The organism is Enterococcus sp. FZMF (genome assembly GCF_030263915.1).
In the GTDB taxonomy this organism is placed as follows: Bacteria; Bacillota; Bacilli; order Lactobacillales; family Enterococcaceae; genus Enterococcus_D; species Enterococcus_D casseliflavus.
Window position 1 is genome coordinate 1,973,730 of the sequence record NZ_CP127160.1, and the last position, 14,290, is coordinate 1,988,019.

Annotated in this window: 8 protein-coding genes and 3 pseudogenes; all 11 read right to left on the reverse strand. The window is 43.5% G+C overall.

Annotated elements, in window-relative coordinates:
* Window positions 1-41 precede the first annotated feature (41 nt).
* Window positions 42-1,373, reverse strand: coding sequence for a 6-phospho-alpha-glucosidase (locus tag QN079_RS09535; RefSeq protein ID WP_289230734.1), 1,332 nt, complete (start codon window positions 1,371-1,373; stop codon window positions 42-44).
* Window positions 1,373-1,717: pseudogene (locus tag QN079_RS16685) on the reverse strand (PTS sugar transporter subunit IIB); the annotation flags it as partial. The pseudogene QN079_RS16685 and the gene QN079_RS09535, both read right to left, overlap by 1 nt.
* Window positions 1,693-3,001: pseudogene (locus QN079_RS09540) on the reverse strand (PTS transporter subunit EIIC); the annotation flags it as partial. The pseudogenes QN079_RS09540 and QN079_RS16685, both read right to left, overlap by 25 nt.
* A gap of 162 nt (window positions 3,002-3,163) precedes the next feature.
* Window positions 3,164-3,742: a YesL family protein gene (locus QN079_RS09545; RefSeq protein WP_289229610.1), complete on the reverse strand. Its 579-nt coding sequence runs from the start codon at window positions 3,740-3,742 to the stop codon at window positions 3,164-3,166.
* Between the two features lie 13 nt (window positions 3,743-3,755).
* Window positions 3,756-5,399: a type 2 periplasmic-binding domain-containing protein gene (locus QN079_RS09550; RefSeq protein ID WP_016610972.1), complete on the reverse strand. Its 1,644-nt coding sequence runs from the start codon at window positions 5,397-5,399 to the stop codon at window positions 3,756-3,758.
* Between the two features lie 18 nt (window positions 5,400-5,417).
* The gene (locus QN079_RS09555; RefSeq protein WP_005236529.1) at window positions 5,418-6,293 is read right to left on the reverse strand and encodes a carbohydrate ABC transporter permease; all 876 of its coding nucleotides are present in this window, start codon (window positions 6,291-6,293) and stop codon (window positions 5,418-5,420) included.
* A 12-nt stretch (window positions 6,294-6,305) separates the two neighbouring features.
* The gene (locus tag QN079_RS09560; protein ID WP_016610970.1) at window positions 6,306-7,253 is read right to left on the reverse strand and encodes an ABC transporter permease; all 948 of its coding nucleotides are present in this window, start codon (window positions 7,251-7,253) and stop codon (window positions 6,306-6,308) included.
* Window positions 7,254-7,301: 48 nt separating this feature from the next.
* The gene (locus QN079_RS09565; protein WP_289229611.1) at window positions 7,302-8,228 is read right to left on the reverse strand and encodes an ROK family protein; all 927 of its coding nucleotides are present in this window, start codon (window positions 8,226-8,228) and stop codon (window positions 7,302-7,304) included.
* Window positions 8,229-8,241: 13 nt separating this feature from the next.
* A complete protein-coding gene (locus QN079_RS09570) occupies window positions 8,242-9,243 on the reverse strand; it encodes a LacI family DNA-binding transcriptional regulator (protein WP_289229612.1) in 1,002 nt (333 codons plus the stop codon).
* Between the two features lie 222 nt (window positions 9,244-9,465).
* Complete coding sequence (locus QN079_RS09575) at window positions 9,466-11,610, reverse strand: glycoside hydrolase family 3 N-terminal domain-containing protein (protein WP_289229613.1); 2,145 nt, start codon at window positions 11,608-11,610, stop codon at window positions 9,466-9,468.
* A gap of 302 nt (window positions 11,611-11,912) precedes the next feature.
* Window positions 11,913-14,246 (reverse strand): annotated as a pseudogene (locus tag QN079_RS09585) (lectin-like domain-containing protein).
* Window positions 14,247-14,290 lie beyond the last annotated feature (44 nt).

Genomic DNA, 14,290 nt, shown 5'->3' on the forward strand with positions numbered 1-14,290 from the left:
CAGTTATCCAACCAGCGAATGTTTCGCAAATGTGAAACAAATCAAGACAATCCTGGCCAGTAATCACCATTTTCCGAGACCAAATCATCGAGTAACTCTTTGGCTACTTTTGCGCTAGGAATCGTTTTGGAAAGGCTTAACGCTTGCCACATTTTTTGATAGCTCTTTTCCACATATGCTTCGACCACTAATTTTTCCACAGTCACCTGTTGGAACATGAGCGCTTGTTGGAAGGCAGGAATTTTTCCTTGAGCAAGAGCTTCTGGTCCATCAGAACCGACGATACATGGCACTTCCACCATGGCATCATCCGGGAAGTTCGCAATTGCGCCGTTGTTTTCCACAATCATCACCATTCGCTCATGCGTATTAAAAGAGATGGCGCGTGCCAAATCAACGATAAAGGTTGCATGGGCATCAATCTCAAAAGCGATCCCTTCAGCAGATCCTTGTGCCGTGATTTTTTTGGCATGATCGAACACTCGTTTTTCCCGTCCTTCCATCACTTCATTGGAACGCGTATACTCTGGATGTTCTTTCATGTGGTCGTAGACGTAATCTGGGTATAAATAATACTTCAAGTACGTATTTGGCAGATATTCTGGTGTGAGCGCCAAGAGGTCTTTGGCTTTTTTATGGGTGTCTTGCCAACTTGGGTCTGTATGTTGGGTATCCACTTCGATCTGTGTCAAATAGCCGTGTTCTGCCACGTAGTCCCGAATGGTTTGAATGTACTCCGTGCCTTCTTTGTCTTTGACGCTGGTCCACCAGCCAAAATGATTCAAGCCAAAGTAGCGAACTTCTAACTCTTCTGGCTGCTTGCCAATGATTTGCGACATCCGACGCAACGTGCCCACGGGCATGTCACAGATATTCAGAACTTTTGATTTAGGACGCAAGACCCGACATGCTTCAGCTACGATTGCAGCTGGATTGGAATAATTCAGCATCCAACAATCGGGGGAATACTTTTCCATGTAATCAATGATCTCCAGCATACCAGTGATGCTGCGCATCCCATAAGCGATCCCTCCTGGTCCACAGGTTTCTTGGCCAAAGACGCCATGGCGCAAAGGGACTTTTTCATCTTTTTCCCGCATATCATACTTTCCTACTCGGATATGCGCCATACAGAAATCGACATCGCTGAAGGCTTCTTCAGGATCCGTCGTAAACGAAAATTCGATTTGCGGTGCTTGTTCTTTTAATAAAATCGCTAGGGCTTCTCCAAGGATCGCTTGGCGTGCCTCATCATTGTCGTATAGTTTCAGCTTTCTTAAAGGAAAGCGTTCTTGATTGTCAAGCAGCATCATAACGATTCCCGGGGTAAAAGTACTGCCGCCCCCTGCGATCACTACTGAAAAATTTTTCATCATTCAATCTCTCCTTCTCTTCCAAGATAATTTTCTAATTCTTCCCGCACTTTCGGCACGGTCAACCCGTAAACGACATGGACATTTTCACCGTTTTTGATCACGCCTTTGGCTTGTGTTTCGTCTTTTAGCAGTGCTTCATCCACGAGTTCAGGATCCTTTAGTTTTAAACGTAAGCGGGTATAGCAGTTGTCGATGGTTTTGATATTGTCATCGCCACCTAGCGCTTTGGTGATGATTGCTGAGATACTTGTTTCACTAGTTGGACTAGGGGCGGCTTGGTCACTCGCCATGACCCCGACACCTGCTCCAGCAAGTTGTTTTTCTTTGTACTCTTTCTTCGAGTACAGTTTGGTCTCTGCCCCTTCTTCTTCACGCCCGACCGTTTTCAAATTCAGTTTCGTGATCAAAAAGCGGAACAAGAAGTAATAAAGAAAGAAGAAGACGACCCCGACGATCAAGTACACTGGCCAGCGAGTTTTCTCGATCCCTAAGGGCAAGTTGTACAAAAGAAAGTCGATGAAGCCATTCGGTCCGATGGCGCGAGAACCAAAGAGATTTAACGCCACCATGCTCAAGCCGCTAAGTGCAGAATGAATGACGAACAAAACAGGTGCCACGAACATAAAAGAAAATTCGATCGGTTCAGTCACACCTGCAATAAAGGAAGTCACAACTGCGGGAATCAAAATGGCTTTGACTTTGACTTTATTTTCTGGTTTTGCCGTTTGATACATCGCCAAACAGGCACCGATCAGTCCAAACATTTTTGAGATCCCACGAGCGTCCCAAATGACACTTTGCGATAATACGCGGACTGCTGGGTCAGCAATTTCCGCAAAATAAATATTCCGTGCCCCTTCAAAGACTTGACCGCCAACTTCTGCGACACCGCCTAATGAAGTATACAAAAACGGCGTGTAGATCAAGTGATGCAAGCCAGTTGGAATCAATAAGCGTTCTAGCGTACCATACAAGAAGATACCAAAGTTTCCCGTTTGTTGAATGATGCCGCCTAAACCGTCAATGCCAGTTTGCATTACTGGCCATACAAACGTGGAAACGATGGCTAATAACACGACGACCGGAATCAAGACAATAAAGACGAAGCGCGCGCCGCCATAAACTTGAAAGGCATTGTTAAAGCTCGTATCGATGAAACGATTGTGGACCAATGCCACGACGATTCCTAAAATGATGCCAAGAAAGACCCCCATATCCAGCACTTGGATCCCTAAAACGATCGCTTGCCCTGAACCTTGAAGCGCATCGGCTGGAACCAACATCCCCCGAAGCTCCATGAATTTGTTCATGGCATTTAAGAAGACGAAATATCCCAACAACGCGGTAAATCCCGCTTCAGCCTTTTTCTTATTGGCTAGCCCTAGAGCGATCCCAACACAAAAAATAATGCCTAAATTGGTTAAAATCGGTAATAAGGAAGCGGATAAGATACTACCAAAACCGGTGGTTATCGGATTATCCAAAAAAGGAAACTGCTCAAGCAAGCGGACATTTGTAAACACATTCCCAACGGCAATCAATATCCCTGCGATCGGCAAAATCAAAACGGGCACAAACATTGCCCTGGAGAATTTCTGCATCGCATCCATCACTTTTTCTTTCATTGAGGAAACTCCTTTGTAGTTGATTTGTAGGTTCATTATAGGGAACATTTGTCACTAATAGAATAGCAAACGTTTTCAATTCAATGCGTTTCAAAGATTGGAACATGTTTCATCCTGTCTACTTCCTTGCTAGTGGCGAATACAAGCAAAAAACAGAGTGAATCAAGATTGATCCACTCTGTTTAGATGCAACACTTTTTGATAAAAATACAAGGGCCCAGACAGACAAAACAGATAGAAGATACTTGGTGCTGATTGCCATGTGAAGAAATAGCCGATCGCTGCTAGGACTAAAATTCCGATCCCTTTATGGTAGTGCATCATCGTAAAGAAAAAACTACTACGAAAAAGGTCAAACAGGTTTTGCCGATCTTGCAATTTTGATTGCATCACATACAGGTTAATGTTGTAGGACAACAAAAATGTAAGAAAAATGATGGTCAAAAAAGAGAAAAACAATGAATTCGTCAAAGCAGCAGAACGCCACAAGCTGAGTCCGCATAAAAATGAGAAGAGATTGAAGACCCCTAATGGTAGGGTCTTCAACAATGCGTTTTTGCTGTTTTTCAAGAAGGGGCGTAGCAGTTTTGCTTCAGGATGTTCATAAGCATCTACGACCGCTCGCATAGCTGTAGGAAACGTGATGATCGGAAACGACACCACCAAAAACAAGAGATTCAAAACCAGCATACGAAAAATAACTTCGCAAAGACGATAAAAACGACTCTCTAAAGCAAACATCACACACACACCTTTAGTTTAGTTTTTCAATATTTTCAGCGATTTTCTCATTTCGGTAATCAACGATTGCTGACCACCCATTGTTTTCTCGTTCTTGTAAGTAGTCTTCCCAAATCTGACGTCCCGCTTCTTCAGAGTCTGCTTGAATAAAGTTGACCAACGCTTGCACTCTTGCTGTGTTGATGGAAGTGAGGTTTCTTGCTTCAGAACCGGTGCGAGGATCAATGTCTTCGATCTCAAAACGTGGTGCTAACTTATCTTGAGACCATTCCACCATCTGACGAATCGATGTAGCTGGTTTTTGTCCCATTTGGATAGCATAATTGTCATTCCCAACAAACCAATAAGAACCTAGCCCAACTTCCTTGTCAAAACGAGCTATGTCCGAATTTCGTAAGGCCTCTGTTTCCTCTGAGTATTCAACCACGCCATCTACGAGGTTGTATGTTTCCCCTTCAATCCCAAAGGTCGTGACCATCGTGCCATATTCACTTGCCAAATAGGTCAAAAGCTCCATGGCTTTTTGGGGTTCTTTTGTCGACGTCGTGATAAAGGTTTGTGTCCATCCACCAATATTTCCGCCAGTAAAAGTGGAATCATCGCCATTCGAATTCTTCGGCCCATCGACGGCAATATAGGTTTGTTCAGGATTACGGGCATTATTGTCTGACATGAACTCATTGAGTCCTTTCGTGTTTGTATGCAAGTAAGCAAAGTAACGGCCCTGCCCTAGTTTTTCTTTCATCGTGTTGTCATTATCTGAAAATTGGTCGTTGGTGATGTATCCTTCATTGTAAGCTTTTCTAAACGTCTCGATCCACGTGATATACTCCTCATCAGCGTCTCGATCATTGAATTGCCCATCAACACTTGGTGCAATGCTTAGAAAATCTTGCAAAGTACCACCATAAGCGCCATCCCCGCCATTGGAAATATCTAATGCAGTCGAAGCAAATGGGACTAATGCAGCACCATCATCTGCTGTCGGAAATGCTTCTTTTGCCCGTTTTAACGCATCTAAAAATCCTTCGGGCGTCGACATATCAGGTTCACCTAATGCTTCGTAAATATCTTTACGGACAATGAAGACTTGATCTCCCACTACATTGCCGTCCTCATAATCTTGCGCAGTCGTTGAAAAGCTTGGGTATCCATAGATATTGCCATCTTCTAAAGTAAACCATTGAACAGATTCAGGCTTCGCTGCATGTTCTAGGAAATAAGGATCGTATTTTTCTGCCAAAAGATTCAGTGGTAAAGCAAATTTCGTCGCTTCGTTGGCAGCAGATAGATTTTTATCGAAGGTCATGATATCTGGCAGATCGCCTCCAGCTAACATCGTGTTAAGGTTCTCATCATTCCCTGAAATAAATTCGACATTGATATTCATATCTTCTTTGATTTTTCGTGTCACAGTATCTTTTCCCCAACCTGGCTGAGCATACCAATCAAAATTGACATACCATTTCAAAGTCGCTTCATGGTCAGTGTCTTTTTGCCAGCTTGGGGTATCTTTGTCTGCTTCAAAGCGAGCTTCTGGCAGATCTTCTACTACAGCAGCTCCTTTTGACTCGCTGTTGGAATTACCACAGGCGCCTAATACCACGACTGATGTACATACGAGACCGATTCCTAAGAATAATTTGCTTGCTTTCATTTTTTTCTCTCCTTTTATCTATTCTTTTACTGATCCAAGAGTCATCCCTTGAATAAAGTACTTTTGTAAAAATGGATAGATCACGACGACAGGAACCGTCGTTACCACCATAGTTGCTAATTGCAGTGACTGAGAAGTCGTATTTCTGACCACATTGGTGCCTGTTGCTACTGCAGGCGATAGATTTTCCGAAACGATCCGAAATAGTAGCATTTGTAAAGGATATAAACTACGATCATCAACATAGATATTGGCGGTCATGTAGTCGTTCCACTGAAAGACGCCGTGGAATAATGCGATGGTTGCCAAAACCGGAAGGGACAATGGCAAAATGATTTTTACGAAAATAATAAAAGGATTGGCGCCATCCATCATGGCAGATTCTTCCAGCGAAAATGGAATGCTCCGGAAAAAATTCATCAAAATCACCATGTCGTAAAAAGAAAATAAGACAGGTATGATGTAAACCCAAAAATTATTTAACAAGCCGAGTTCTTTAAATAAGAGAAAGGTAGGAATCATCCCTCCAGAAACGAACATCGTTAAAATCCCCATGTTCATATAGATTTTCCGCCCCATTAAGTTTCTACGACTCATCCCGTAAGCAACCATCGCCGTCAATGCCGTATGCAAAACAACACCAATCACTGTTTTTGCAACTGAGATGACAAAGGCTTTATAGATCGCAGAATCTTCAAAAACGGTGTAGTAACTTTCTAGTGAAAATTCCCGTGGCCAGAAATAGATCCCCCCTCTTGCGGCATCGGTTGCATCATTGAAAGATAAGGCAACGATATTCCATAGTGGCAACGCAATGATGGCTAAGAAGAACACCATGAAAATCACATTGGCAGTATTGAAGATCTTCTCATCTTTTGAAAATGTTTGTTTCATACTTTCCCTCCTCTAAAAGACTGATTCATCACTGATTTTTTTTGTCAAAAGATGACTACCGACCACAAGGATCAATGAAACAACCGACACAAATAGACCAACGGCGGTCGCATAGGAGAAGTCTCCTTGTTGAATCCCCATTTTATAGACGAATGAATTAATGACTTCACTGGACTGATAATTGACAGGGTTTTGTAAGACGAGTGTTTGATCGAGGTTTGAACCCAATAACCCACCGACTGACAAAACAAATGTCAAGGCGATAATATGACGGATCGAAGGGATCGTGATCCGAGTGATCTGCTGAAACTTCGTGGCGCCATCCATTCTCGCTGCTTCATAAAGAGCTGGATTGATCCCTGTCATAGCAGCAATGTATAAAATCGTATTCCATCCAACTTCTTTCCAAATATCGGAAATGACTGCAATCGCCCAATATTTTTCGGGATCAGTCAAGAAGCGAATCGGTTCATCGATCAACCCAACACCTAACAGTAAATTATTGACCAAACCGGTATCAGACAACCACGTAATAAACATGCCTCCTAAGATGACCCAAGAAAGAAAATGCGGCAAATAAGACACCGTTTGAACAACCTTCTTCAAGCGCACATGAACGATTTCATTGATCAATACCGCTAAGCCAATCGCTGCTGGAAAACCAATCAGTAGTTTAAAAAAGCTGATGCCTAACGTATTACTCATCACCGTCCAAAACATTGAATCACTAAAAAATTCTTGGAAATATTGGGTACCGACCCACTCTGCATTCGCGATCGAATCAAGCACTGAGTAATCTTTAAATGCGATGACGATCCCGTATAGTGGGATAAAATTAAAAATAATCATCAGGATAATCCCTGGCCAAACCATTGCTTGATAAAAACTTTGGCCTTTTAGTTTCTGCAAAAAGGTTCTTTTCTTTGGGGTTGCTTTAAGTACGACTCCTTTAGATTCCATTGTTCCACCCTTTCTAAAACGCTTACTTTTTCATCTGAAGGAAATGAGTTACTTCCTTCGTTGGTTCATCAACTGATAGACCGCACCAATCATACCTGCATCGTTTTTTAATTTTGCACGTCGAATCGGTGCAATCGTGCGTCCTTCTAAGTAACCAATACTTTCATGGCGAGCTTTTAGCTGATGGAGGGTCTCTTCAAGCCTTGCCATAAACCCATCATTTTCACTGATCCCACCACCAATCAAAATCAGCTCGGGATCAAATGTACTGATCAAATTGAGCAATCCCACCGATAAATCTTGAAAAAACTGTGCAAGCACTTGGTTCGCTACCACTTCTCCTTGCGCTCCTCGCTGAAAGATCTCCACCGCATCTTGAGGGAAATCACTCCGACCAAGCTGTTGAAGTGCCAACTGGTACTGATGGAAAAGACCACCCACGACAGCAGCTCTTTGGTTCAAGGAAACAGTTTCTAAATTTCCTTGGTCAGGTAAGCTATCGATCAGCATCCATCCGAATTCACCTGCCATGCCATGGCTGCCGCGATAAAGCTGATCATTAACAATGATCCCACCGCCAATGCCTGTACCGACGACAAGGCATAGATAGTTCTCACAGTTCTGTGCGTGCCCAAGCCATTTTTCAGCGATCGCCGCTGCATTGGCATCATTTTCAACCATGACCGGTAGCTTGACACGTTCTTCTATTTCTTGCTTTAAATTGATTCCATAAAGGGATTTGATTGATCCTGCTGTAATCATCGTGCCATCTTTTTGGATGATGCCCGGTGCGCTAATCCCGACACCATCGACTATTGCTTCTTGCTGCAATGATTTGATCAATGCTGTGATGGATTGCAAAAATCCCTCCTTTTCATGGATCGTCGGCATCTGTCCTTTTTTGACAATTTCACCGTTTTTCAAGATCACACCATATTTGATGGTGGTTCCTCCAACATCGATTCCAATAAACATTGCTTCACCCTCATTATTCATTTACTTGTTTTGTCGATTGATTGATGCACAATTCCCCTGATAAAACGTAGGAGATCCCAATGGCATTTTCCTCAATCATTTCGATCAAGTGTTTGACTGCCGTGACCCCTTGCAATTGGATTGGATTTTTCACAGTCGTCAACCGAGGCATGAAATAGTCCAAAAGATCGATGCCATCAAAACCAATTACGCTGAAATCATCTGGCACCCGCCACTTGGTCTCATGGATCGCCTTGACCGTTCCGATCGCACTAAGATCATTTCCCGCCAGAAACGCTGTGGGTAAATCTTTCTGCTCTAACAAAAACTGTTGCACACGGACTCTCGTTCGTTCTTCTTCAAAGAACCCCTGTAATTGATAGTCCGACCGTTTAGAAACCCCTGCCTCGTTTAATGCTTCTAAATACCCTCTTAAGCGCTCATCACTATCATAAACACCAGTGATACCACTGATAAAGGCAATTTTTTTGTGGCCAAGTGACAAAAGATACTCGGTGGCTGCTTTTCCTTTTTCGAAAGAATCAAAGACTACACTGCCGAAGTTCTTCTCTTGGATGTTTCGATCGATAAAGACGGCTTTGATTTGTTCTCGTTCCATTGCAGCCAAATCCTGCTTCGTTAAAAAATCTTCAAAGCCAATAATGCCATCAACAACACCGCCTAATATACTATTGAGAACCACTCGTTTATCCGTGGATAAGAAGACATTGACCGCATAACCATGTTTTTCTGCCTTTCTGGCAATCGCTTCAACTAATACGCTAAAGTAAGGCCCTTTCATGCTGGTAGTGTAGAAACCGAGCATTTTCGTTTTCGTGTTTTTCAATTGTTTGCCCATTAAATTGGGAACATAATGCAAACGTTGTGCTGCCGCCATCACGCGTTCTTTCGTAGCTGGACGAACAACATCGACACCGTTGAGTGCTTTAGAAACCGTCGCAATCGACACATTTGCTTCTTTCGCCACTTCTCGGATCGTGATTCGATTTGCCAAATGACCCTCACCTCCTAAATTGATCCCACAAAAATAAAAACGTTTTTATTTTATCGGAAAAATGAACGACCGCTTCCTCACTGGTCATCTGATAATCCAACTATATATAAAAACGTTTTCATCCACAATGATTCTAGGGCTGATTGGCGTTTGTACCAGCAACTTGAAACCTGTGCCATCATGGTACAAGTTGTACCTACAAAAAAAAGCCTCGAAAGGCTTTTAAATCGTGAGCGTACCAATCAACTTCGCTGAGGCAGCAGCAAAGCCAAGGTATAAAGAAATCGTACCAGGATCACTTTTTGTCGAGAAATCGGAATGAACATAAGCAAAATCCTCTGGTGTAACATAGAATGAATGCTGCCTTTCTTCGGCTGCAGCAAGATGGATTTTTTGCCATTGTTTTAATTCCCGCATCGGTCGCGCTACTTCTGTAACATCGTCTCTGCTATAGAGTTGCAGTGTCGTCGTATGCGGCACATCTCCCTCATTTTTCAACGTGCAGCTGACCTCAAATGGTGCATCCTTTTCCTGAGGATTAATGATTTGGGTGTGGGTGATCGTGCATCGACCATAGCCCATCCCCGAGCCAAAAGAAAACAATGGCTCATTTTTTTCATCCATATAACGCGAAATATATTTTTGATCACTATTCTCTTCAGTCAGTGGACGCCCTGTAGAGAGTTGCGCATAGGTCATCGGTAATTGGCCTTCTGCTCGAGGAAAACTCATAGCTAAACGTCCTTGCGGTTCAGACTCGCCCATCAACAAATCTGCCAACGCATTGCCTCCTTCTGATCCAGGGAACCAGGCAATCATGATGGCTTGGCAAAGAGGCTCGATGGCGGTCAAAACCAGTGGTCTGCCACAGAAAAGAATCGTTGCGATCCTAGGATTGACCTGACTTACTGCTTCAATCAATGCTTCTTGCTTTCTTGATAAAGAAAGTTTGGTCAGACTTGCCGCTTCTCCCGCTTCCTCACTAGTTTCCCCCAGAGCCAATAAAACAACCTCAGCTTCTTTAGCAACTTTACACGCCTTATCAATAAAGGTGCTCGTCAGCATTTCCCCGTCAGGATACGATAAGACAGTTAAGTCAATTTCTTTTTGAGAAAGACCCTCCGCTAAGGAGACCGCAGCCTCCGGTTTGCCGATCCACGACCAAGCCCCCAAAAGATCCTTCGAAGCTGCTTTGGGGCCGATCAACGCGACCTTTTGCTTTTTCTGCAACGGTAACAGTGCTTGGTTTTTCAGAAGAACCGTTGTTTTCTTTGCTGCTTCTCGTGAAAGGTGGCGTGTTTCCTGCGCTAATTTTGGTGCTAAGTTGCCCTGCACTAATCCTCTAAAAGGGTCTTCAAAAAGACCCAACTTATTTTTTAAGCTTAACACATGAAAGACAGCCTTATTTAGCTGCTCGTTCATTTCAGGTTCTGCATGAATGATTTGTTCCAATGCATTCAGATAGCAATCGCTCATCATATCCATTTCCACGCCAGCAGTAAAAGCTTTCTTTGCGGCTTCCTTTCGATCAGCAGCGACACGATGCGCCATCAATTCCGCTACCGCTGCCCAATCTGAGATGATCAAGCCGTCGAATCCCAGCTTTTGTCGTAATACTTCCTGCAATAAGGGTTGATTTGCGGTGGCAGGAACACCGTGGATCGTATTAAAGGAGGTCATTACTAATTGTGCCCCTGCTTCAATCGCAGCCTGAAACGCGGGCAAATAATTCTGATAGAGCTCCAGATCGGACAAATCAACGGTATGGTAGTCCCGTCCACCTTCTGCAGCGCCATAGCCGATAAAGTGTTTGACACAAGCGGCAATTCGCTGTTTATTTTCTGCAAGGGAAGCAGTTCCTTGATACCCTCGTACATAAGCAGCCGTCAATACAGAAGATAAGGTGGGATCTTCCCCATTACTTTCCAAGACCCTTCCCCAGCGCGCGTCTTTGACATGATCCGCCATCGGTGAAAACGTGACATGGATACCAGCTTCTGCCGCTTCTTTCGCTGAAGCTTTAGCAACCTCTTCCACTAACTGCGCATCAAAGGAAGAGGCTAAGGCAAGCGGAATTGGGAAAATCGTTTCATACCCATGGATAACATCTGCCATAAAAACAAGGGGAATCTTTAAACGACTTTTCTCAAGATAAGACGTTTGGATGGCATATACTTGTTCAGCAGTATGAGTGCCCAACACAGAACCAATCGTAAATAATTGGTCTTCACTCATTTGCCATTGCTGCATCGGACCCGTGATTTCTCCTCCTTGTGCAAAAAAATCTGGCGTCAGTTGGACTAACTGGCCCACTTTTTCAGCTACGGTCATTTGGTCAATCAGTTCTTTTAGTTTTACGGTCTCCACTATTATTCTCTCCAATCATTCGGTTCTCTTCTTTTGCTTAAAAAAAGCCCTATTTGCGCCTTCTTAGCAGAAGCAAAAAAGTATCTATTCCTTTCATCCAGTATAATTAAAAACGTTTTCAAAAAAAGATAGTGTTCCTACTTTGGTGCAACTCATGGGAAAAAGGAAAAATCTTCATCATGGTACAAGGTGTACCACAAAAAATGGATCGCACCGAATCCCCTGATACATCCGACATTGTCTCTTCCATGATTCTAATAAAAAGAAGCTGCAACTAGCTGCAGCTTCTTTTTACTTTATTCTTAAGGAACAAAGGAAAGTTCCCAGAGGATCGTTGCTGTATATCGCGTGGCTTGAGGTGCTGCACTCACTGGCACCTCAAGTTTCACACTTTGATCCATTGTTTCTCGATCGCCAAAGCGCTGGACCCAAGTGCCTCTACCTTCGTTGGCATTTGCTTGCGCAATCACTTCAGCCTGTCCAACAGTCAGGGTTGCTTGCGGTTTATACGTAGGGGGATCAGACGCATTTTCTCGAGTCGTTGCTACATCGATATTGTTTAACAAAATTCTAGCACCATTCAGTTGATGCCCTTCATCACTTTCAAAAGGGGTTCGTAAGGTTGCACGGAGGGTCCAACCAGAATTTTCCCGCCTCCGATCCGAAACTTGCACATAATTAGGGCGTAGATTATCATTTGGATCAGCCGGATGAAGCAGTTTTTGCGGTAAGGCATCATAGGTCGTCGTTTCTGACCGAATGCCAACTGTCCCAAACTGGAATTGGGAAACAAAATCCAAGCTGACAAACCCTTGTTCTTCATCAATCTCAGGCGGATTCTCAGGGTTTACTTGCGTATCCGGGTCAAGAGGATCTACTGGTTGCGGAGTACTTTCTAAACCATAAACCAGCCAGTATTCTTGTTCATCTCGGGTGACTCTTGTTTCCAGCGGCTGACCGTCCCGCTCGTAAAGATATTGATAATAAGGAATCTCCACAGGCAGGATATCGACCGATTCATTTACGAATTCTCCTTGATAGGTTGTTTACCTCAGTGCTACCCCTTCTTCATCTATGTGATTGATTTTGATGTTCGATGGCACGCGATCAAATAAAAAAGTCACCTCCTGATGGAACGGCTGCGGCAAAATGTCAAATGTATCTGGGTCAAAGTGTTCTGCTTCATACTCAACACCATAATAGTCATACCCTAACTGATAGGGTTCATCGCTCTCTCGGTTCTTGGGGTCCAGTGTATGAAGAAAACGTAACGGCAGATCTAGTGTTTCAGTAGGAAGAATAGGCTCTCCTGTCTTTCGATCCAGATAGTTTACATGGACGGTTCCGGTACCAATGTAGTAGTTCATTTCTTCAAAATAAAAGGTATGGCGATCACTTCTCGCTCCCGTGCTGCCGGCTATAATAAATGCCATTGCAGAAACATCAGCGGGCTGCCAGTCACTGATATCACGTCGCCAAGTCCGATCTCTATACGTAACTTGAAACCAGCGACCTTCATTATTTGGCTGATATTCAATCAAGATCGGATCATCTGCCCCATTTCTGGCACCCGTTCTTGCTGCTGGAGCGTCATTTCCCATATATGTTTCCAGTAACAATGGCGTCCTATGATAGATAAAGCCAGCAAAAGGTGCTCCACCGACGGCTATAGGGTCCCTTTCAACAATAAACCTATTCTCGTCAAAAAAACCTCGAGTATCATTATAGTTATTGTCTAGCTTAAAAGCAAAAGCATCCCTCAATCCTCCAATTCCAAACGCATTGCCTTCGTGACCTCTTATGTGAGTCTCAGAATTGTGAAAGCCAAACGCCATCCCATCAGCACCATTCAGTTTAGCCCCTATATTAGCTCTACCTTTAAGCGTAAATGGCTGATCCAGACTAATTCTGTCTTTTAAGGTAACATAACCGACTGACCAAGTGATATCTTCTGTCAAGACTAATAGACCAGTTTCTTCATTGTAAGTAGCAGTGCCTTGGACATCAAAGTGTTCTCTAAAATTGTTTTTGTCAATCGTCACTTCGACCATCTGATCACTTCTATCATCCACTTCCGCCTCTTTCGCTGCCTCATCCGAAGCCTCGTCTACTTCTTCCTCTGGTGCAGCTTCCGCAGAATCATTTTCATCTTCGTCTTGATCAATATCTTCAATCACCGTGTTTTCAACTATCAGAAGCCGTTGTGACGCAGAATCGGCAACGATGAGCTCATATTCTCCGCTCGTATCCACAATAATCGGTAAGACAAAGGTAGTTTGTGGGGTCTCGCTGGTCAGCTGCCACGCACCTTCGTTTTCTATTTTTACAGCAATTAGCCCCTTCATCAATGCTTCCTGATCGATGTTTACTTGTTCAGGCAAAGCGAGGTCCACCGTTTCAAGGGCAGCTTCTGAGTAGAAGATAAAATCTAGTACATGATCCACTTCTCCTTGGATCAATTCTTCTGGAAAGGAGATTTCTCCGATTACATCTTCAGCTGATTCCTCCTCTTGTTCATCCTCTGGGGTCCACGAAAAAATCGTCTCGGCATTCATGATTGTGAACATCATAATCAGAGGGAGTAAGATAAGCAAAACCAGCAATTCTTTATTTTTTATACGAAAAAATGAGTTCATCCCATTCACTCCTAAATGTCATTCTCTTGTTTGTTAAATGGACG